This is a genomic window from Pseudoclavibacter sp. 8L (assembly GCF_902506465.1).
Taxonomy (GTDB): Bacteria; Actinomycetota; Actinomycetes; order Actinomycetales; family Microbacteriaceae; genus Pseudoclavibacter.
The window spans coordinates 1,802,871-1,822,625 of sequence record NZ_LR733186.1; the positions used below are offsets into that span (position 1 = coordinate 1,802,871).

A 19,755-nucleotide genomic window follows, 5' to 3' on the forward strand; every position below is an offset into this window, starting at 1 on the left:
TTTCCGTGGGGTGGGCTACTCGACCGTGATGGCTGTTTGCGAGATTTGCCACACCCAGAGGAGAGCGAACGCATGAAGATCGGACTGCTGACCAGCGGCGGCGACTGCCCCGGACTCAACGCTGTCATTCGCGGCAGCGTGCTCCACGGCATCAAGACCTACGACAACGAGTTCGTGGGCTTCCGTGACGGCTGGCGTGGTGTCACCGAGGGCGACATCATGGATCTCCCTCGCACCAAGGTCCGCGGCCTCGCGAAGCAGGGTGGCACGATCCTCGGCACGTCCCGCACCAACCCCTTCGACGGGCCGAACGGCGGCCCCGAGAACATCGCCGTGATGCTCGAGCGTCACTCGGTGGATGCGCTCATCGCGATCGGCGGAGAGGGCACCCTCGCGGGAGCCAAGCGCCTCGCTGACGCCGGCATCCCCGTCGTCGGCGTGCCGAAGACGATCGACAACGACCTCCAGGCCACCGACTACACGTTCGGCTTCGACACGGCCGTGCAGATCGCGACCGACGCCATGGACCGCCTCCGCACGACTGGCGAGTCGCACCACCGCGTCATGGTCGCCGAGGTCATGGGTCGCAACGTCGGATGGATCGCCCTGCACTCGGGAATGGCCGCTGGCGCTCACGCCGTGCTCATCCCGGAGCAGAAGGTGCCCATGACGCAGGTCGCCGAGTGGGTCTCCGAGGTCCACCAGCGTGGGCGTTCCCCGCTTGTCGTCGTCGCCGAGGGCTTCATCCCCGAGGGTATGGACGACGTGCTGTCGCAGGGCACCGAGGTCTCCGGGCGTCCGCTGCTTGGCGGCGTCGGCGACTACGTGACCGCTGAGCTCGAGAAGCTGACGGGCATCGAGACCCGCAACACGACGCTCGGCCACATCCAGCGCGGCGGGGCCCCGACCGGGTTCGACCGCGTGCTCGCGACCCGCTTCGGCCAGTACGCCGTCGACATGGTCAATGCGAAGCAGTGGGGCAACATGGTCGCCCTGCGCGGAACCGAGATGCAGACGGTTGCCTTCGAGGAGGCGCTCGACGGCCTCAAGACCGTGCCGCAGGATCGCTGGGACCAGGCGAAGATCTTCTTCGGCCGCTAGGCCAGAGGCCCGAGGGCCGAGACGAGCGAAGAGGGCGGATGCGCGTGCATCCGCCCTCTTCGTGTCGTTTGGGTGTTGGGAGCCGTCTGCTTCCGCCGGTCGAGTGGGCCTAGTGGGCGCCGGTCGGGCCGACGAGGGCGCCGCTGAGGGAGCCCGTGAGGATGACCACGGCCAGGACGATGACGGCCGCGCTCATGGTGATGGGGCGGTCGACGAACCAGCGCACGATGCGCTGCAGCGAGAAGCCCTTCGACGGGGCCTCGCGCCAGCCGCCCTCGAGCGCGCCGCGCCGCTCTGCCCACCAGTCGTAGAGGAGCGTCGCGAACGGCGGGATGGCGGCGAACCAGCCGAGCCCGAACATCCACCACGGCCAGCGCTGGTTGATGCCGACGAACGCGGTGACGACGAGGTAGACCATGAACATGGCGCCGTGCAGTGAGCCGCCGACTGAGACGAGGACGTCGGTGGTCTGCGTCACGTACTTCAGGAACATGCCCGTGAGCAGCAGGGCCCACGTGATGGCCTCGCCGATCGACACGGCGCGCAGGAGGACCCGCGGGGTGAGTCGCCGGTCGTCGGCGGTGGTCTCGTGCGAGGGCACCTGGGTCTGCGTCATCGGCTGCGCTGCGCTCTCCGTCTGCGACAAGGTCTAGACGCGCGCGAGCAGCGCCTCGACGGCGCTGCGGAAGATCGGGAGCCCATCGAGGCCCGAGGCCATGTGGGTTGCCGTGTCCGGACCGAAGCCGAGCTCGACCGCGTGCTCGGGGTGCGGCATTAGGCCGACCACGTTTCCGCGCTCGTTCGTGAGACCGGCGATGTCGTTGCGGGAGCCGTTCGGGTTGACGTCGACGTAGCGGAACGCGACCTGGCCCTCGCCCTCGATGCGCGCGAGGGTCTCGTCGTCGGCGATGAAGCCGCCCTCGCCGTTCTTCAGCGGGATCGTGATCTCCGCGCTCTTCTCGTACGCGTTGGTCCAGACGGTGTCGTTGTTCTCGACGCGCAGCACCTGATCACGGCAGACGAACTTGCCATGGTCGTTGCGGATGAGCCCGCCGGGCAGCAGGTGCGCCTCGGTGAGCATCTGGAAGCCGTTGCAGATGCCGAGCACGGGCAGGCCCGCGTTGGCGGCCGTGATGACCTCGGCCATGATCGGCGAGTGGCTCGCGATCGCGCCGGCGCGGAGGTAGTCGCCGTAGCTGAACCCGCCCGGGAGGATGATGGCGTCGACGCCGTGCAGGTCGTGCTCACCGTGCCAGAGCGCGACGGCCTCGCCGCCCGCAAGGCGAACGGCGCGCTGGGCGTCGCGGTCGTCGAGCGAGCCGGGGAAGGTGATGACGCCGATGCGGGGGCTCATGAAGCGGAGCCCTTCGACTGCACCTCGGCGGCGATGACCGATGCGAGGGAGTCCTCGGTCTCGACCGCGGCGGCGTCGTCGAGCTCGTCGGCGTCTTCCGGCGTCTCGGTGCCGTCGGGAAGCACGTCGATGGAGATGACGTCCTCGATGACTCCGTTGGCGAGGAGCTCATCGGCGACCTGCGAGATCTCCTCCATGAGCTCGGCAGTGACCTCGCGGTCGGTGGTGATCTCGAAGCGCTTGCCGACGCGCACGTCGTGCAGGTGGTCTTTGCCGAGGCGCGAGAGTGCGCCCGCGACGGCCTTGCCCTGCGGGTCGAGAAGTTCCTGCTTCGGCATGACGATGACGACGATCTTGGGCATCGGGAGCGGCTCCGATTCGATGGAGGAAAGAGACGCCCCCAGCTTACCGTCAGGCGCGGATGCGCGAGGCTCGTCCACAATGTCGGTGCACACGCATAGCCTTGTCACATCTTCGCGACGGCGGGCGCCTCCGCCGGTCGCCTCACCGACCTTCTGGGAGCATCCATGAGCGACAAGCTCAAGCGCCTCTTCGGCCGCGACAAGCCAGCGGCTCGCCCTGCGCTGCCGGCCCCCTCCGCATCTTCCGTGGCCGCCCAGCTGGCGGCGCAGTCCGCCGGGTCGGTCGAGCACCTCGAGGCCCCCGCACGAGACGAGGTCATGGTCGGCGGCAGCGCCGTGCAGGCGTACGCGCCCGACGACGGCGAGGGCCGCGGGCGCCGCCCGACGAGCGTCGGCGTCATGTGGACCGACCAGCTCGGCCGAGTCGCCACTCGCGCGCTGCAGGGGCTGGTCATCGTTGCGGCCGCGACACTGCTGATCTTCGCGGGGCTGCAGGTCACGATCGTCGTCATCCCGGTGCTGCTGGCGCTCATCGTGTCCGCCGCCGCGTGGCCCATCATCAAGTTCCTCACGTCCAAGAAGTGGCCGCCGGCCTTGGCGACCGTCACGGTGCTGCTGGCGATCATCGTCTTCCTCGGCGGCGCGCTCACGACGGTCGTGCTGCTCGTGCGGAACCAGTGGTCCGAGCTCTCCGAGCAGGCCGTCCAGGGGTTCAACCAGGCCATCGAGTGGGCCAACAACACGCTGCCGTTCACGATCAACCAAGACCAGATCAACGAGTGGATCGGGCAGGCTCAGGACTTCATCTTCACGAGCCAGTTCGGCAACGCCGCGGCGAGCGGCCTCACCGCCGGCATCTCCGGCGTGACCACGTTCATCACGAGCGGCGTGCTCTTCGTCGTCATCCTCTTCTTCTTCATGAAGGACGGCCCGCTCATCTGGGGCTTCCTCACGAAGCCGCTCAAGGGCGCCAACCAGCGCCGCGCGCGCCTCATGGGGTCTCGTGCGGTGGAGGTCATGGGCGGCTACGTGCGCGGCACGGTTATCGTCGCGCTCGTGGATGCGGTGTTCATCGGCATCGGGCTCGCCATCGTCGGGGTGCCCCTGGCCTTCCCGCTCGCTGTCCTCGTCTTCATCCTCGCCTTCATCCCGATCGTGGGAGCGACGCTCGCGGGTATCCTTGCGGCGCTCGTCGCACTCGTCACGAACGGACTCGTCCCGGCCGTCGTCGTCGTCGGAATCGTCGTGCTCGTCAACCAGCTCGAGGGCAACTTCCTCCAGCCGGTCGTGCTCGGCAAGTCGCTCAAGCTGCACGAGCTCGTCGTCCTCATCGCGCTGACCGTCGGCACGATCCTGGGAGGCATCATCGGCACGCTGCTCGCGGTGCCGGTCGCTGCCGTCAGCTGGGCGCTCATCCGCGCCTGGTACGAGCCCCTCGAGAAGCTGCAGGAAGACGAGGCGGTTCCCGACGACATGCGCACGCGGCTGCCGTGGCGCAAGGGCCTCGGCGAAGAAGACGCCGCTGTCGGCGCCGCTACCGACGCCAAGGGCTCGAACACCGACGCCTGATGTGGAGCCAGCTCACCCGGGGGATCCGGGGCAAGGGGATGCTCGCCGAGCTCAGCTCGGCGGGCATCGCGGTGGCGGTTCTCGTCGGCGTCTGGACGCTGTACACGATCGCCGACATCACGCAGTTCCCTTACGACGGCTCCGCATGGGCCTACGCGGGCATGGGGGCTCCCGCGCTCCTCGGCATCTGGCTGATCGTCGAGCTCCTCAGCCTTCCTGACACCCCGGACCGCCCGCTGCTCGGGCGCTTCATGGTTCGAACGATGGTGGTCGGGCCGGTGCTGTTCACGGCCGCCTGGCTGCTCGGTTCGCTGCTCCTGCTCGTGCTGACGCTGACTGGCGGCATCGTCCCGGAGCTCAACGAGACGGAATCACCGGTCGCCGAGCTCCTGCTCAACGCCTTCCTCACCTGGCTGGTCGGGTTCGCCGCCGTGCTCTGCGGGGCGCTTGTCGGCCTCGTGTTCGTGGTACTTCCGGTCCTGTCCTGGCGTGATCCCGCGCGGGCGGCGTCGATCAACGCCGAGCCAGCGCCGAAGGGAAGCATCGCCAGGGCCCGGCTCGAGCGGATGACCTTCGCGGGCATGCTCATGCTGATCTTCCTCGCCCCGTCGCTGTGGGTGTCTGGCGAGAGCAACGCTCGCGGAAGGAACGCCGTCGAGGCGTTCCAGAACACCTGGCTCGCGATCGTCGACTTCGAACCTTCCTGGTGGGACCGCTACCTGTGGGACGTGCTCTGGGTGCTCGGAATGCTCAGCGCCCTCCTGCTCGTCGCGTCCGTCGTCGCAGTCGTGGTCATGCGGAAGCCGCAGAAGAGCACGTCGCCGAAGGGGCGCGCCGCCGACCGTGGTGGCGAATAGCGGCCCTGCACACCTGCACGTAGGCGGGCTCCTGCTCCCCGGCTGCGACAAGCGGACCTCTGGCGCATCCAAAACCTGTTGTGATAATGTCAGGACATATGCGGCAGGTGGGTATCGGCCGACACGGACTCGAAGGCGAGCATCCACGTCGGTGATGGCCCGCGAGGCCTGACGCCTCGGACCTCGGGGTGTGCGGCCGCCGCGGCACCGGCGAACCCGGCCATCCGCCACCGATGAGGAGATCAGCATGACCCTGCTCGACACAGCGCCGTCCAGTGACAACGGCACTCCAGCCACGAAGCTCGCACCCCTCGCCTGGGCGGCGCAGAACACGAAGACCGCCCTCTGGAACGACTCCGCAGACCCCGACGAGCTCACGAGGTCCATCGAGTTCGGCGCGGTCGGCGCCACCTGCAACCCCGTCATCGCCTTCGCGGCCATCAAGAAGCGCCCTGACGTCTGGGGCCCGCGCATCAAGGAGATCGCGGCGCTGAACCCCACCTGGGGCGAGTCGGAGATCGGCTGGCAGGCCGTGCGCGACCTCTCGATCAACGCCGCCCTCCTCCTCGAGCCGGAGTTCGAGCGCAGCGGAGGCCGCAACGGCCGCCTCTCCATCCAGACCGACCCGCGCCTGCACCGCGACGCGGCTGCCCTCGCCGACCAGGCCGAGGAGTTCTCGAAGCTCGCGAGGAACATCATCGTGAAGATCCCCGCCACGAAGACGGGAATCGAGGCCATGGAGGAAGCGGCCTACCGCGGCGTCAGCATCAACGCGACCCTCAGCTTCACCGTGCCGCAGGCTGTCGCGGTCGGTGCTGCCCTCGAGCGTGCCCTCGAGCGCCGAGCCGCCGACGGTCTCCCCGAGCAGGAGTTCGGGCACGTCGTCACCATCATGGGTGGGCGCCTCGATGACTGGCTCAAGAAGTGGACGACCGCCAATCGCATCCTCGTCACTCCGGGCATCCTCGAGTGGGCAGGTGTCGCGGCGCTCAAGCGAGCGCACGCCGTGTTCCAGGAGCGCGGCTACCGCAGCCGCGTGCTCTCGGCGGCGTTCCGCAACCAGCTCCAGTGGTCGGAACTCGTGGGCGGAGACCTCGTCGTCTCGCCGCCGTTCGACTGGCAGGCGCGCATCAACGAGAACGACATCCCCGTCGCGGATCGCATCGGCGTCCCCGTGGAAGCCGGGATCCTCGAGGAGCTGAACACCCTCAGTGAGTTCCGCCGGGCCTACGAGGTTGAGGGCATGACTCCTGAGGAGTTCCAGGACTTCGGCGCGGCACGCAACACGCTCCGCCAGTTCCTCGACGCGGATGCGCAGCTCGACGCGCTTGTGCGCGACATCCTGGTGCCCGCCGCGTAGCGAGCGCAGGTCTGCCGTATCCGCTTCCTGAACTGAGTTCGGCCGCACCGAGTCGCGAAACCCGGAGCGTGCCGAGCTCATCCCGCCTGCTGCTCAATCAGTGGGACGGCGCAGGGGAGGGGCCGTCGTTTTCTCGCGAGGAAAGCCCAGGCGCCTCCCCTTCTGCGCGCCCCGCGCATGCGCACCCCTGCTTTCGGAGCGCCCCGGATCCGTCTGCCCTCTCCCGCCCCTTCTCCTCCCCAGAACCGCAACAAGAGTGAGGGAGACGCAGGCTTCTCGCCTCGGGCGGGTGCTTCCGGCTGACTCTTGCGCCGGGCGGAGGCTCAGCTCGTGGGTGCGCCGCGCTGGGCGGCCGGCAGCACGACGTTGTCGATGATGCCGATGAGGAAGTCGCGGTCGGGGGAGCGGTGCAGGATGAGCGTTCGGAAGGCGGCCATGGCCGGCGCGATCATGCTCAGGGTCTCGAGGTCGACGTCGGCGGAGATCTCCCCGCGCTCGATCGCCCGCTCGAAGATGGCGCGGTTGGCGGCTGCCCTGGGCGCGACGATGGCCTCGTGGGCTGCCGCGGCCATCTCGGGGTCGCGGGCGATCATCGAGACGACGCCCGTCATGACGTTGAGCTTGCGCTCGGCGTCGCGGATGCTCGGTGGGCGCACCATCGCGACCAGGTCGCCGCGCAGGGAGCCCGTGTCCGGGAGGGCGGCGAGGTCCAGGTCCTTCGACTTCATGCAGGCGACGGCGTCGAGCACGAGGTCTGACTTCGAGGCCCAGCGCCGGTAGAGCGTCGCCTTGCCGGCTTTCGCGCGGGTCGCGACCATGTCGATCGTCATGCCGTCGTAGCCCGTCTCGGCGAGCACATCCAGTGCCGCTTCAAGGATGTCGGTGTCTCGCGTGTGGTCGCGCTTGCGGCCGAGTCTTGGCTTCTTCTCGGCGCTTGCCGGGGGCTGCGAGGTCGGTGCCTCGGGTGCGGTCGCCGCTCCTGTCGCCTCGGTCGCCGGTGCTGTGGGGGAGCTGTCGGCGAGGTCAGTCTGCGTCATCGAAACCACCTCTCGTCGTGGTCACAGCCTAGCTCGCGACATTACGAAACTCAAGGTATCCGAAACGACTCAGTCTCGTATATGGTGAGCCGCATGACCGAAACCTCAACCCCTGCGACCGACGGTCGCCGCTGGCTCACGCTGATCGTCGTCGGCCTCGCCCAGCTGATGGTGGTCCTCGACGCGACTGTCGTCAACATCGCCCTGCCGTCGGCGCAGGCCGACCTCGACTTCTCCGACGGCCAGCGACAGTGGATCGTCACCGCGTACTCGCTCGCCTTCGGAAGCCTGCTGCTGCTCGGAGGTCGCCTCTCCGACCTCATGGGCCGCAAGCGCACGTTTGTCATCGGCCTGATCGGCTTCGCCATCGCCTCAGCGCTGGGCGGTGCCGCGCCCTCGTTCGAGCTGCTCGTCGCTGCACGAGCACTGCAGGGAGTCTTCGGCGCACTGCTCGCCCCCACCGCCCTCGCCGTGCTCACCACGACCTTCACGATCCCGAAGGAGCGCGCCCGCGCCTTCGGTGTGTTCGGCGCGATCGCCGGTGCAGGCGGAGCCGTCGGCCTGCTCCTGGGTGGCGTGCTCACCGAGGCGTTCGACTGGCGCTGGAATCTCTACATCAACGTCGCCATCGCAGCGGTCGCCCTGGTCGGCGCGGTCATCTACGTTCCCTCCATCTCGCGATCCGGCCCGCGCCCGAAGCTCGACATCCCGGGCACCCTCCTCGTCTCCGGCGGCCTCTTCGGCCTCGTCTACGGCTTCTCGAACGCCGAGACCGACGGCTGGGACTCCCCGCTCACGTGGGGCATGCTCGCAGGCGCCGTGGTGCTCCTCGCGGCGTTCGTGCTCTGGCAGACGCGTGCCGGGCATCCGCTGCTGCCGCTCTTCATCGTCCGCGACCGCAACCGAGGTGCCGCCTACCTGTCGGTCATGATCGCCGGTGCTGGCATGTTCGGGATCTTCCTCTTCGTCACGTACTACCTGCAGCTCACGCTCGGCTACTCGCCGATCCAGACCGGTCTCGCGTTCCTGCCAATGATCGGGATGCTCGTGCTCGCGGCTCAGCTCGGCACGAACCTGCTGGTGCCGCGCTTCGGTCCGAAGGTGCTCGTCCCGATCGGCATGTCGCTCGGCGCGAGCGGCATGGTGTGGCTCACGTTCCTGGATGCGTCGAGCACGTATGCGGGGCACGTCATGCCGCCGCTCATGCTCATCGGGTTCGCGATGGGCACGATCATGCCGGCGTCGATGCAGACGGCGACGCTCGGCGTCGACCGCCAGTTCGCGGGCGTCGCGTCGGCCATGGTCAACACGAGCCAGCAGGTGGGCGGGTCGATCGGCACGGCCCTGCTGAACACGCTTGCCGCGACCGCCGCCGCCGACTACCTCGTCGAGCACGGGCCCGCAGCGGTCGGCGACTCGATGATCGCGAGCTACGCGGCCGCCTACTGGTGGGGTGCAGGCTTCTTCGCGGTCGGGGCCGTGGTCTCCGCGCTGCTGTTCCGCCGCCGCGGTCAGGGCGCATCCCTCAGCCAGGAACCGGCGGAGGTGGGGGCAGCTCCCGTACTCGCGCACTAGGAGTGCGGCTGGATGCGCCCCTACTGCTGCGGGGCCTTCACATCGACGAGGCGCACCTTGCCGACGACGGGCGCATCCAGTTCGAGTCCCTCGGCATCCCGCACGGCCTTCTTGATGGGCAGGATGTAGGTGGCGTCGCTCGGGAAGATCGAGGTGCGCCACGTGGATCCGCCGACGGTCGCCTCGACCCGCACCGAGCCGAAGCCGTGCGTGAAGCGCTCCGTGGCCGCGGCGATCCTGTCGGAGGCGTCCTCGCTGAGGCTCACGAACGTCCACAGCTCGCGCCGCTTCTCCCAGCGCCACAGCGGATTCGAGAACGAGAACTCCATGCGTCCATGATCGCGCACGGGGCGGCTCGCGGCGAGCCCTGAGCGGCTCTAGTGCCCGCCGCCCGGCAGCACGTCGCGCATCCGCTGCAGGCGGGTCTCGCTCTCGTCGTTGAGGCCGACGACCTCCACGGAGGCGCCGTGCTTCTCGTACTTCTCGATCACCGCGTCGAGGGCGGCGACCGTCGACGCGTCCCAGACGTGCGCCGCGCTCAGGTCGATGACCACGAGTGCCGGGTCGGCGGCGTAGTCGAACTGCGCGTACAGGTCGTTCGACGAGGCGAAGAACAGCTGCCCCGTCACCGCGTACGAAGCCAGGGTGCTGTCTTCCGAGAGCGTGCGGCGCACCTGCACGACGTGTGCGACGCGGCGCGCGAAGAGCAGCACCGCACACAGCACGCCGGCGCCGACGCCGATCGCGAGGTTGTGGGTCGTGACGGTCGCGACGACCGTCACGAGCATGACGGCGGTCTCGCTCAGGGGCATGCCGCGCAGCGTCGACGGGCGGATCGAGTGCCAGTCGAACGTCGCCCAGCAGACGAAGATCATCACGGCGACGAGCGCGGCCATCGGGATGAGCGCCACCAGGTCGCCAAGCAGCACGACCAGCAGGAGGAGGAAGACGCCGGCGAGGAACGTCGAGATGCGCGTGCGAGCGCCGGACGCCTTCACGTTGATCATCGTCTGCCCGATCATCGCGCAACCGCCCATCCCACCGAAGAAGGCGGTGATGATGTTCGCGGCCCCCTGCCCCCACGCCTCCCGCGTCTTGCTGGAGCGGGTGTCGGTGATGTCGTCGACGAGCTTCGCCGTCATGAGCGACTCGAGCAGCCCGACGAACGCCATCGCGAGCGCGAAGGGGAACAGCAGCTGGAGTGTCTCGAAGGTGAGGGGCACATCCGGGATGAAGAATCCGGGCAGCGTGCTCGGCAGCTCTCCCTTGTCGCCAACGGTCGGCACGGTGACCGACGCGAGCACCGTGATGAGCGTGAGCACGACGATGGCGACGAGCGGGGCCGGTACGGCGGTCGTCAGCCGAGGCAGGCCGAACACGATGACGAGCGCGAGCGCGGTGAGCGGATACACGAGCCACGGCACCCCGAGCAGCTCCGGCACCTGCGCCAGGAACACGAGGATCGCGAGCGCGTTGACGAAGCCGACCATCACCTGGCGCGGGATGTAGCGCATGAGCTTCGCCACCCCGAGCACTGCGAGGAGCACCTGCAGGACCCCCGCGAGGAGGACTGCGGCGATGAGGTAGTCGAGGCCGTGTGAGGCCATGAGGGGCGCGATCACGAGGGCGACGGCGCCCGTCGCCGCGGAGATCATGGCGGGCCTGCCGCCGAGGATCGCGATGGAGACCGCCATCGTGAAGGAGGCGAAGAGGCCGACCCGAGGATCGACGCCCGCGATGACCGAGAAGGCGATCGCCTCGGGGATGAGCGCGAGAGCCACGACCAGTCCACCGAGCACCTCGACCTTGAGGAGGCGCGGCGACCGCAGGGTGCGGAGCACCGACTGGCGTTGCTCGGGGGAGAGCGAGGCCGGGGCCGCCGAAGCTGCAGCGGGCGCGGAGGCGTGGGAGGAGGTCACGGCGGAGTTCCAGTCTCGAAGGGAGGAGTGCGAAGGGAACGGCCGGTGCGGGCACACGCGGATGCGCGTGCGGGATTCCAGGAGGGAGTCCGGGTCGTCAAGCCCAGCGGAGGGCGGCAGTGCGTGCGCCGCCGACGGCGATTCTACGACGAGACGAGCAGGCGCCCAAGGCGGAGCTGCGTTCCAGGGGCGTCGGACGGACCTAGGCGGGCCTAGGCGCGGACGCCCAGGCGGTCGAAGAGCTCCGCGTAGCGCGCCTGCGTGCGCTCGATGACCTCGGCGGGAAGCTCAGGCGGCTGCCCCTGCTTGTCCCAATTCGCGGAGAGCCAGTCGCGAACGATCTGCTTGTCGAACGACGACAGGCGCTGCTTCAGCGGCAGGCTCTCGTCGGCGTAGAGCGTCGCATCCCAGTATCGGGACGAGTCGCTCGTGAGTACCTCATCGCCGATCGTGATCTCACCGTTGGCTGGGTTGCGCCCGAACTCGAACTTCGTGTCGGCCAGAATCACTCCGCGATCCTCGGCGATGGCCGATGCCTCTCGGAAGATGCGCAGCGAGAGATCGCGCAGCGCGACGGCGTCGTCGAGGCCGACGAGCTCGATCATCCTCTCGAAGCTGATGTTCTCGTCGTGCTCACCCTGGGGCGCCTTGTACGCGGGGGTGAAGATCGGCGTCGGCAGCCGGTCGCCGTCCTCGAGGCCAAGCGGCAGCTGGATGCCGCACACGGTGCCGTGCTCGCGATACTCGAGGAGTCCGGAGCCGGTCAGGTAGCCGCGCACGACGCACTCGACGGGGAACATCTCGAGGCGCACGACACGCATGGAGCGTGCCGCGGTGTCGGCCGGCAATGCGGTGCCCCACCCGGACGGCTCGCGGAGGTGGTTCGGCACGTCGATGCGATCGAACCACCACCGGCTCAGCGCCGTCAGGCGTGCGCCCTTGCCGGGGATGCCGGGGGAGAGGATGTGGTCGAACGCGCTCACGCGGTCGCTCGCGACGACCAGCAGTACGCGGTTGTCGTCGGCGGTCTCGTACACCTCACGGACCTTGCCGGACGACACATGCGACCAGCCCTCGAGGGCTGGAGCGTTGGCGGCGTCGGTCACGACTGCTGCTCGCGGGCGGCGAGCTCCGCGATATCCGCGCGGTACTGGGCGCCGTCGATGTGGATGCGCGACAGGCCCTGGTAGGCGAACGCGCGAGCCTCGGCGATCGTCGCTCCGGTTCCGACGACGTTGAGGATGCGGCCGCCGCTCGTCACGAGGGTGTCGTCGTCGCGCTGCGTGGTCGCCGCCTGCAGCACCTTCACGTTCGGCTCAGCCAGTGCATCCGGAACCCCGGCGATGGTGCGGCCCGACTGCACGTCCTCCGGGTAGCCCTCGCTCGCGAGCACGATCGTGACCGCCGCGTTGTCGGCGATCGCGAGCTCCTCGGGCAGGTGCCCGAGGGTGCCGGTCGCGGACGCGTAGAGGAGCTCGGAGAGCGGCTGGTCGAGACGCTCGAGCACGGCCTGCGTCTCGGGGTCGCCGAAGCGAGCGTTGAACTCGATGACGCGGATGCCCGCGCTCGTGACGATGAGCCCGCAGTAGAGGAGCCCGGCGAACGGGGTGCCGGCGGCGCGCATTTCGTCGACGACCGGCTTCGCGACCTGATCGACGACGAGCTTCGAGAAGGCGCGCTCTCCGCCGAAGCGCTCGTTGAGGAACGGGACGGGAGTGTATGCGCCCATGCCGCCGGTGTTCGGCCCCTCGTCACCGGCGAGGAGGCGCTTGAAGTCCTGGGCAGGCGGGAGCGCCCGCACGTTGACGCCATCGGAGAAGACGAACTGCGAGACCTCCTGGCCGTCGAGGAACTCCTCGACCAGCACGGGCCCGGCAGCGAGCCAGTGCTCGGCGTGGACAAGCGCATCCTCGCGACTCTCGGTCACCATGACGCCCTTGCCCGAGGCGAGGCCGTCGGCCTTCACGACGTATGGCGCACCGAACTCGTCGATGGCGGCGGCCACCTCGTCGAGCGTCTCCGCGAGGCGCGCGCCACCGGTGGGGACACCGGAGCGGGACATGACGTCCTTCGCGAACGTCTTCGAGCCCTCGATCGTCGCGGCGGCCTTCGACGGGCCGAAGACGGGGATGCCGGCCTCGCGCAGGGCGTCGGCGACACCCGCGACGAGTGGGGCCTCAGGTCCGATGACGACGAGGTCGAAGTTCTCGTCCTTGGCGAAGTCGGTGACAAGCGACGGGTTATTCACGTCGAGCCGAATCACCTCAGACTCAGCGGCGATGCCGGGGTTGCCCGGGGCCGTGACGATCGAGTGTGCGCGCTCGCTGTGGAGGGCGGCAACAATTGCGTGCTCGCGGGCACCGGATCCGAGGACGAGAATTCTCACCGCACCAGCCTAACCGGGGACGACGGCTCGCGCCGCCGCGTGAACGCAGATGACCGCACGGCGACACCTGGCCGCCACGGACGGCACCGCGTTCGCACCCTGCGCGCCGGGCCTGTCGCACAATGGGGGTGTGCCGAAACCCCGAATCGCCGACGCCGCAGGGCTCGGAGCCATCACCGCCTGGAGCGAAGCCCGCGCCGCGGGTCGCCCAACGCTCCGCGCCGACGCCGCGATGGCCGTCCGCTACACCCTGCAGGCTCTCGAAGACCGTGCCCCGGGCGCGAGCGTCGAGGTGCGGGTGCCGCCGTTCGGCGCCGTGCAGTGTGTGGAGGGCCCAGGCCACACCCGCGGCACGCCGCCGAACGTCATCGAGCTCGACGTCGACACCTGGCTCGAGCTCGCCACTGGCCGCGCGAGCTGGCAGGAGGCGTTCGAGGCGAACCGGGTGCGCGCATCCGGAACCCGCGCCGACGTCTCTCCCTGGCTGCCGCTCGTGCGCCGCTGACAAGCGCGTCCCGCCTGCACGGTCTGCCCGCCCTGCCCGCCCTGCTCGCTGGAGCTCCCCGGCGCTCCATCGGAGTCTGCGAACGCTCCCCGCGAACTGCGCGACAATGGATGCATGCTCCGCGAGAACGAACCCACTCAGTCGCGCCCCGAAGAGGGCGCCGACACCATGGCAGGCCGCGAGGTCGACGCCGGACGCGAGTTCGAGGGCTACGACGCTGAACTCGCCGAGTTCGAGGAGCAGGACGAAGACGTGGACGACGGTGTTCGGGAGATGGCGGCGAGGGTGCACCACGTCCCTCGCATGAGCAGCTTCCTCGTGCTCGGTGCGATCGTCGGCGTCGTCCTGGTGACGATCCTCACCTTCGCGTTCCCGCCCAACGAGGTGTTCTCCCGCATCCAGGTGTTCGCGTTCCTCCTCGCATTCACGGTGCCCGTCACGCTCGCGCTCGGCGGCATCGCCGGGTACATCGCGGGCCGCGTGTCCGCGAAGCGCTCGGTCGACGCGCGCTTGATCCGCGCAGACGAGGTCGAGAACCGCTCCTAGCGCACCAGCGGTAGGCGGGCCATCGTCAGTCGTCGAGGCCCCTTGCGTGCAAGGCGTCGGACATAGCGTCGGCACGACGCAGCGCCCGAACGACGAGTGGCACGGCAAAGGCCCGCGGGCTGCCGCGACGGCCCCGCGCGTACTGTGCCTGCCTCGCGGTCTCGGCGAGCTCGGCGACGAGGGGCACCGCGCGCACGCCGAGGGCGAGCTGCAGGGCGACGCGGTCGGGGTTCATGCCCACTCGACGCAGCGGCGCGAGCAGCCAGACGATGGCGTCGATCATGTCCGTGGTGCGGGTTGTGAGGCTCACGAGTGTCGCCGCGAGCACCAGAGCGACGATCGAGCCGACGACGCCGACGGCCCGAGACAGGTCGGCGGTCCACCACTGGAAGGCGAAGATGCCGAGCAGGAAGATCCAGGTCGGGCGCACGCCGCGCCACGCGTATCGAGGGCCAAGGCGCGCCGCCGCGAAGCCGAGCGCCGCGACCGCGACGGCGATGCCGGCGGAGAGCGGTGAGCCGAGCGCGAGCACGGCCGCCCCGGCGGCCACGAGCGCGAGCAGCTTCAAGCCGGCCGGCAGGCGATGGATGACGGAGCCGCCCGGCACGTAGACGGCCAGCGCTGTTCCTCGGTCAGCCACGAGCCGTCGCCGTCGCCGTCGCCGTCGCGGTCGCGGTCGCGGGAGGGGGAGTCACAGCCCGCCCTCGAGGGAGACAGCAGCGCGATAGGCGGAAACCGCATCCCGTGGCGGACCGTCGAAGTGGAGGCGCCCCTCGTGCACCACGAGCACGCGGTCGAAGCCCTCCAGGATCTCGAGATCGTGCGTCACGAGGACCACCTGCTGGGGGAGCGTGGCGATGCGCGCCGCGATCGCGCGCGAGTTGCGCAGATCGAGGAGCGTCGTCGGCTCGTCGAGCACGAGGATGCTCGGCTCGGTCACGAGCACGGCCGCGAGGGCGAGCAGCTGCTTCTGCCCTCCGGAGAGCAGATGCGCTGGATGGTCGGCGCGGTCGGCGAGACCGACCTGCTCGAGCGCCGCAGCCGTGCGTGCGGCGATCTCCGCCCTGCTCAGACCGCGCCGACCGAGCCCGAAGGCGACATCCTCGCCCACGGTTGGCATGATGATCTGCGAGTCGGGGTCGGTGAAGCAGAACGCCACCCGTCGCCGCACCTCCCTGCCGGCGCGCCTCGTGTCGAAGCCCTCGACCGAGACGGTCCCGCTCGAGGGCAGCAGCAGCCCGTTGAGCAGTCGCGCCAGGCTCGACTTCCCGGAGCCGTTCGCGCCGATGACGCCGATCCGCTGCTCGCCGAGTGTCACGGAGATACCGTCGAGCACGGAGCGACGCTGCGCGCCTTCGCCGAAGCTCACGCTGACGTCGCGCAGCTCGATCATGCGCGGCACCGGCTCAGGAGGCACCCGCGGGGTACGACGACGGCCCCGGCCTCACGCATCCACTGCCGGTGCCGTTGCCTGGTCGGGCGAGGTCGGCCGGTCGCGCCGCCGCCGGTCGGGGAGCAGCCCCGGGTAGGCCTTGTGCACACCTCGCGCGATGACCGCCGCGATGACGGCCTTCGCGAGGTCGCCCGGCAGGAAGGCGAGTGCCGACAGCGCCGCGGCCCCGAAGCCGATCTTCGCCACGAGGGCGACGCCGATGATCCCGGGCAGGTAGAGCACGAACACGCCCCCGACGGCCGTCGAGACGATGCCGGGGAGGATGCGGAACGGGCTGCCGAAGCGCTCGACGAGCCAGCCGACCGCGAACGCCGCGATGGGGAAGCCGATGAAGTAGCCGACCGTGGGGCTCGCGAGCACCGCGAGCCCACCCCGGCCGCCCGCGAGAAGCGGGAGCCCGGCGAGCACCAGGACGTCGAAGAGCAGCAGCGCCGAGAAGCCGCGCTTCGAGCCGAGCACGGCGCCGGCGAGCATGACGCCGAGCGTCTGCAGGGTGATCGGCACTCCAGGGCCGGGGATCGTGATGGCCGGCACCACTCCGAGCGCGGCCACGATGCCGGCGAACACGGCGACCTGCGTGAGGTCGCGCGTGCGATTGCGGGGTGCGGGGTGCGCGTCGGTCATGCACGGGACTCTACCGGCGCGCAGACCTGCGCACCGACCCCGTCGCTGCAGTCGAACCGCATCGAGCATCCCCTTCGGAACCTATGGAAAACGCATGCTCGTCGTGCAACGAACATGCGTTTCCCGGAGGTCTGTCCCGCCCGGCTAGCTCTTCGTGTTGAGCTCGAGCCAGGCCAGGTACTCGGGAGTCACGGTGCCCGTCACGTACTTGCCGTCGAAGCAGCTCATGTCGAGCTCCTTCACGTCGGAGCCCTCGGTGATGGCCGTGAACAGGTCTCCGACCTCCTGGTACACGAGGCGGTCGGCGCTGATGACCGACGCGATCTCCTCGATCGACCTTCCGGAGGCCACGAGCTCGCCGCGCGACGGCATGTTGATGCCATAGACGTGCGGGTAACGCACCGGGGGAGCAGCGGACGCGAACGTCACCGAGTTCGCGCCAGCCTGACGCGCCATCTCGACGATCTCCTTCGACGTCGTGCCGCGCACGATCGAATCGTCGACGAGCAGCACGTTCTTGCCGCGGAACTCCGTCGGGAGCGCGTTGAGCTTCTGGCGCACCGACTTCTTGCGCACCTTCTGCCCTGGCATGATGAACGTCCGGCCCACGTAGCGGTTCTTGTAGAAGCCCTCGCGGTAGTCGATGCCGAGGGTCTTCGCCATCTCCATCGCGGTCGGTCGGCCCGAGTCCGGGATGGGCATGACCACGTCGATGTCGCCGGCGGTGATGCTGCGCTCCACCTTCGAGGCGAGGGTCTTCCCCATGCGCAGGCGCGACTCGTAGATGGAGATGCCGTTCATGACGGAGTCGGGGCGGGCCAGGTACACGTACTCGAACGAGCACGGCACGAGGCGCGGGTTCACGGCGCACTGGCGCGAGTACAGCTCGCCGCCCATCGTGATGAAGATGGCCTCGCCCGGCTCCACGTCGCGGACCAGGTCGTAGCCGCCGGACTCCAGCACCAGCGACTCGGACGCCACGACCCACTCGTCGCGGCCGTGCTCGTCGTCGCGTCGACCGAGCACGAGGGGGCGGATGCCGAACGGGTCGCGGAACGCGAGCAGTCCGTGTCCGGAGAGCAGGGCCACGGATGCGTAGGAGCCCTCGACGCGGTCGTGCAGGCGCGAGATCGCGTCGAACAGGTCATCCGGCGTGAGCTCGTCCCCGTTGATGCCGTGCTGCAGCTCGTTCGCGAGGACGTTGAGCAGCAGCTCCGTGTCGCTCGACGAGTTCAGGTGCCGGCGGTCGACGTTGAAGAGCTCCTTGCGCAGCTCTCGCGTGTTCGTCAGGTTGCCGTTGTGCACGAGGACGATGCCGTAGGGCGCGTTCACGTAGAACGGCTGCACCTCGTCGTCGCTCTTCGCGCTGCCGGCCGTCGCGTAGCGGACGTGGCCGAGGCCGACGTTGCCGAGCAGGTTCCGCATGTCGCGGGTGCGGTAGCCCTCCCGCACCTGGCCCTTGACCTTCGCGATGTGGAAGGTGTCACCGTCCGCCGTCGCGATGCCGGACGAATCCTGACCGCGATGCTGCAGGAGCAGGAGGGAATCGTAGATCTGTTGGTTGACGGGACTGGTCGAGACGTGACCAACAATGCCGCACACGCTGGGGGAGCTCCAAGCACAGGTAAGCGGGCCCGCGAGGGCCACGGATTTGACCGGGCCCGCGAGGGCCACGGATTTGACCGGGCCCGCGAGGGCCACAGTTTCGACGGGGCCCGCGAGGGCCACGAGTGTGATGAGGCACCGAGGCGCCCTGAACGATTTTCCGATTTTGTCACAGCTCGCGGATCCGCGCGCACCCGCGTGTAGAGGGTTCGCTTCCGGCGTCACGTTCGCGGCGCACTAGGCTGTTGGGCGCATCCCCCCGAGGAAAGGGCATTCTGTGTCAGGCAACGACCTCTACGCCGCCGCTGGCGTCGACACCCGTGCGGGTGACACCGCCGTCGAGCTCATGAAGCGCGCCGTCCAGGCGACCCACGGACCGGAAGTGCTCGGGGGAGTCGGCGGTTTCGCCGGCCTCTTCGACGCCTCGCGTCTGACCTCGTTCACGAAGCCGATCCTCGCCACGTCGACAGACGGCGTCGGCACGAAGGTCGCGATCGCGCAGGCGATCGACAAGCACGACACGATCGGCCAGGACCTCGTGGCCATGGTCGTCGACGACATCGTCGTCGTGGGCGCCGAGCCCCTCTTCATGACCGATTACATCGCCTGCGGTCGGGTCGTGCCGGAGCGCATCGCCTCGATCGTCGAGGGCATCGCGAAGGCGTGCGCCGAGACCGGCACCGCACTCACGGGCGGCGAGACCGCAGAGCACCCTGGCCTCCTCGGCCCCGACGACTACGACGTGGCAGGCGCCGCGGTCGGCGTCGTCGAGGCTGACCGGATGCTCGGGCCTGAGCGCGTGCAGCACGGCGACGTCGTCATCTCGATCGCCTCGAGCGGCCTCCACTCGAACGGCTACTCGCTCGTGCGCCGCATCGTCGCCGACCAGGGCCTCGCCTTCACCGACACCTCCGCCGAGCTCGGCGGCGTCGTCGGCGAAGTGCTCCTCGAGCCGACCCGCCTCTACACCGGCCCCCTCGTCAAGCTCCTCGCCGAGCCTGCCCTCGACGGCGCCGTGCACGCCTTCAGCCACGTCACCGGCGGCGGCATCGCCGCCAACCTCGCGCGGGTCCTCCCGCAGGGTGCCTGGATCGAGCTCGACCGCGGCGCCTGGTCGCCGAACGACATCTTCCGCGTCCTCGCGGGGTTCGCTGGCACCGACCTCGAGTCGACGGAAGGCACCTGGAACCTCGGGATCGGGATGTTCGCCGTCGTCGACGCCCAGCGTGCATCCGCGGTCGTCGAGTGGCTCGAAGCCGCTGGCCTACCGTCGTGGGTTGCCGGCACGATCTCGACCGAGTCGCGTGACTTCGAGGGCTTCGAGCAGGGCGCCAAGGGCGTCGATGGCGGCGCGGTGCGCCTCGTCGGCAGCTACGCCAGCTAGGGCAGAACGCGAGCCGCCGCTTCTCGCCGACAGGTGAGGTGGTGGCGGCCACCCGGCGGCATCCGCCCGCGAGGCGGCCAACTTGCGTGATCGACGCGTGCGTTGAGCAGGTTTCGGG

The 19,755-nt window shown here is 69.4% G+C and carries 20 protein-coding genes; 8 read left to right on the forward strand and 12 right to left on the reverse strand.

What is annotated here, in order from left to right:
• The first annotated feature begins 72 nt into the window (after positions 1-72).
• Positions 73-1,101: an ATP-dependent 6-phosphofructokinase gene (locus tag GV007_RS15170; protein WP_160073860.1), complete on the forward strand. Its 1,029-nt coding sequence runs from the start codon at positions 73-75 to the stop codon at positions 1,099-1,101.
• 109 nt (positions 1,102-1,210) lie between these two features.
• On the opposite strand, the gene GV007_RS15175 is transcribed toward GV007_RS15170, so the two are convergent.
• The 3 genes from GV007_RS15175 to purS are packed head-to-tail and all read right to left on the reverse strand — an operon-like array spanning position 1,211 to position 2,817.
• On the reverse strand, positions 1,211-1,717 hold the full coding sequence (locus tag GV007_RS15175; protein ID WP_160073862.1) for a DUF3817 domain-containing protein: 507 nt from the start codon (positions 1,715-1,717) through the stop codon (positions 1,211-1,213).
• Positions 1,718-1,750: 33 nt separating this feature from the next.
• Positions 1,751-2,455, reverse strand: a complete 705-nt coding sequence (gene purQ / locus GV007_RS15180; RefSeq protein ID WP_104240145.1) for a phosphoribosylformylglycinamidine synthase subunit PurQ — start codon at positions 2,453-2,455, stop codon at positions 1,751-1,753.
• Complete coding sequence (gene purS, locus GV007_RS15185; protein WP_160073864.1) at positions 2,452-2,817, reverse strand: phosphoribosylformylglycinamidine synthase subunit PurS; 366 nt, start codon at positions 2,815-2,817, stop codon at positions 2,452-2,454. The genes purQ and purS overlap by 4 nt, the downstream gene beginning before the upstream one ends.
• Positions 2,818-2,982: 165 nt before the next feature.
• Between purS and GV007_RS15190 the strand changes: the two genes are divergently transcribed.
• The 3 genes from GV007_RS15190 to GV007_RS15200 all read left to right on the forward strand — a co-directional run bounded on the left by GV007_RS15190 (position 2,983) and on the right by GV007_RS15200 (position 6,603).
• Entirely contained in the window at positions 2,983-4,386 is a 1,404-nt protein-coding gene (locus GV007_RS15190; RefSeq protein ID WP_160073866.1) for an AI-2E family transporter, read from the forward strand.
• Complete coding sequence (locus GV007_RS15195) at positions 4,386-5,243, forward strand: hypothetical protein (RefSeq protein WP_160073868.1); 858 nt, start codon at positions 4,386-4,388, stop codon at positions 5,241-5,243. The genes GV007_RS15190 and GV007_RS15195 overlap by 1 nt, the downstream gene beginning before the upstream one ends.
• Before the next feature lie 247 nt (positions 5,244-5,490).
• Positions 5,491-6,603 carry a transaldolase family protein gene (locus GV007_RS15200; RefSeq protein WP_160073870.1) on the forward strand — a complete coding sequence of 371 codons (1,113 nt, stop codon included), beginning with the start codon at positions 5,491-5,493 and terminating at the stop codon, positions 6,601-6,603.
• A 323-nt stretch (positions 6,604-6,926) separates the two neighbouring features.
• On the opposite strand, the gene GV007_RS15205 is transcribed toward GV007_RS15200, so the two are convergent.
• The gene (locus tag GV007_RS15205; RefSeq protein WP_160073872.1) at positions 6,927-7,640 is read right to left on the reverse strand and encodes a TetR/AcrR family transcriptional regulator; all 714 of its coding nucleotides are present in this window, start codon (positions 7,638-7,640) and stop codon (positions 6,927-6,929) included.
• A gap of 93 nt (positions 7,641-7,733) precedes the next feature.
• Here GV007_RS15205 and GV007_RS15210 point away from each other — a divergent pair, with 93 nt between their 5' ends.
• Positions 7,734-9,215, forward strand: a complete 1,482-nt coding sequence (locus GV007_RS15210) for an MFS transporter (protein ID WP_236558529.1) — start codon at positions 7,734-7,736, stop codon at positions 9,213-9,215.
• Between the two features lie 20 nt (positions 9,216-9,235).
• On the opposite strand, the gene GV007_RS15215 is transcribed toward GV007_RS15210, so the two are convergent.
• The 4 genes from GV007_RS15215 to purD form a co-directional block, all read right to left on the reverse strand.
• A complete protein-coding gene (locus GV007_RS15215; protein WP_160073876.1) occupies positions 9,236-9,544 on the reverse strand; it encodes a DUF1905 domain-containing protein in 309 nt (102 codons plus the stop codon).
• A gap of 48 nt (positions 9,545-9,592) precedes the next feature.
• Positions 9,593-11,134, reverse strand: a complete 1,542-nt coding sequence (locus GV007_RS15220) for a SulP family inorganic anion transporter (protein WP_201297719.1) — start codon at positions 11,132-11,134, stop codon at positions 9,593-9,595.
• A 212-nt stretch (positions 11,135-11,346) separates the two neighbouring features.
• Positions 11,347-12,240, reverse strand: a complete 894-nt coding sequence (locus GV007_RS15225) for a phosphoribosylaminoimidazolesuccinocarboxamide synthase (RefSeq protein ID WP_160073878.1) — start codon at positions 12,238-12,240, stop codon at positions 11,347-11,349.
• Positions 12,237-13,520, reverse strand: a complete 1,284-nt coding sequence (purD, locus tag GV007_RS15230; RefSeq protein WP_160073880.1) for a phosphoribosylamine--glycine ligase — start codon at positions 13,518-13,520, stop codon at positions 12,237-12,239. Before purD ends, GV007_RS15225 begins: the two co-directional genes overlap by 4 nt.
• Before the next feature lie 130 nt (positions 13,521-13,650).
• On the opposite strand from purD, the gene GV007_RS15235 reads away from it, so the two are divergent.
• Positions 13,651-14,025: a sterol carrier family protein gene (locus GV007_RS15235; protein ID WP_416362270.1), complete on the forward strand. Its 375-nt coding sequence runs from the start codon at positions 13,651-13,653 to the stop codon at positions 14,023-14,025.
• 114 nt (positions 14,026-14,139) lie between these two features.
• Positions 14,140-14,571, forward strand: a complete 432-nt coding sequence (locus GV007_RS15240) for a hypothetical protein (protein ID WP_160073884.1) — start codon at positions 14,140-14,142, stop codon at positions 14,569-14,571.
• Between the two features lie 25 nt (positions 14,572-14,596).
• On the opposite strand, the gene GV007_RS15245 is transcribed toward GV007_RS15240, so the two are convergent.
• The 4 genes from GV007_RS15245 to purF all read right to left on the reverse strand — a co-directional run bounded on the left by GV007_RS15245 (position 14,597) and on the right by purF (position 18,250).
• Positions 14,597-15,211 (reverse strand): energy-coupling factor transporter transmembrane component T family protein, encoded by a 615-nt coding sequence (locus tag GV007_RS15245; RefSeq protein WP_160073886.1) that lies wholly within the window; start codon positions 15,209-15,211, stop codon positions 14,597-14,599.
• A gap of 51 nt (positions 15,212-15,262) precedes the next feature.
• Entirely contained in the window at positions 15,263-15,964 is a 702-nt protein-coding gene (locus GV007_RS15250) for an energy-coupling factor ABC transporter ATP-binding protein (RefSeq protein ID WP_160073888.1), read from the reverse strand.
• Positions 15,965-16,015: 51 nt separating this feature from the next.
• Entirely contained in the window at positions 16,016-16,648 is a 633-nt protein-coding gene (locus GV007_RS15255) for a biotin transporter BioY (RefSeq protein ID WP_160073890.1), read from the reverse strand.
• Positions 16,649-16,792: 144 nt separating this feature from the next.
• Positions 16,793-18,250 carry an amidophosphoribosyltransferase gene (gene purF / locus GV007_RS15260; protein ID WP_104240160.1) on the reverse strand — a complete coding sequence of 486 codons (1,458 nt, stop codon included), beginning with the start codon at positions 18,248-18,250 and terminating at the stop codon, positions 16,793-16,795.
• A gap of 280 nt (positions 18,251-18,530) precedes the next feature.
• On the opposite strand from purF, the gene purM reads away from it, so the two are divergent.
• Positions 18,531-19,637 (forward strand): phosphoribosylformylglycinamidine cyclo-ligase, encoded by a 1,107-nt coding sequence (gene purM, locus GV007_RS15265; protein WP_160073892.1) that lies wholly within the window; start codon positions 18,531-18,533, stop codon positions 19,635-19,637.
• Positions 19,638-19,755: the final 118 nt, after the last annotated feature.

Bases quoted from the DNA above. Each gene is read 5' to 3' on its own strand.
- GV007_RS15210 (WP_236558529.1), top strand. From the start codon at position 7,734: ATGACCGAAACCTCAACCCCTGCGACCGACGGTCGCCGCTGGCTCACG.
- GV007_RS15215 (WP_160073876.1), bottom strand. From the start codon at position 9,544: ATGGAGTTCTCGTTCTCGAATCCGCTGTGGCGCTGGGAGAAGCGGCGC.
- GV007_RS15175 (WP_160073862.1), bottom strand. From the start codon at position 1,717: ATGACGCAGACCCAGGTGCCCTCGCACGAGACCACCGCCGACGACCGG.
- GV007_RS15195 (WP_160073868.1), top strand. From the start codon at position 4,386: ATGTGGAGCCAGCTCACCCGGGGGATCCGGGGCAAGGGGATGCTCGCC.
- GV007_RS15170 (WP_160073860.1), top strand. From the start codon at position 73: ATGAAGATCGGACTGCTGACCAGCGGCGGCGACTGCCCCGGACTCAAC.
- GV007_RS15240 (WP_160073884.1), top strand. From the start codon at position 14,140: ATGCTCCGCGAGAACGAACCCACTCAGTCGCGCCCCGAAGAGGGCGCC.
- GV007_RS15200 (WP_160073870.1), top strand. From the start codon at position 5,491: ATGACCCTGCTCGACACAGCGCCGTCCAGTGACAACGGCACTCCAGCC.
- GV007_RS15250 (WP_160073888.1), bottom strand. From the start codon at position 15,964: ATGATCGAGCTGCGCGACGTCAGCGTGAGCTTCGGCGAAGGCGCGCAG.
- GV007_RS15190 (WP_160073866.1), top strand. From the start codon at position 2,983: ATGAGCGACAAGCTCAAGCGCCTCTTCGGCCGCGACAAGCCAGCGGCT.
- GV007_RS15255 (WP_160073890.1), bottom strand. From the start codon at position 16,648: ATGACCGACGCGCACCCCGCACCCCGCAATCGCACGCGCGACCTCACG.
- purQ (WP_104240145.1), bottom strand. From the start codon at position 2,455: ATGAGCCCCCGCATCGGCGTCATCACCTTCCCCGGCTCGCTCGACGAC.
- GV007_RS15205 (WP_160073872.1), bottom strand. From the start codon at position 7,640: ATGACGCAGACTGACCTCGCCGACAGCTCCCCCACAGCACCGGCGACC.
- purS (WP_160073864.1), bottom strand. From the start codon at position 2,817: ATGCCCAAGATCGTCGTCATCGTCATGCCGAAGCAGGAACTTCTCGAC.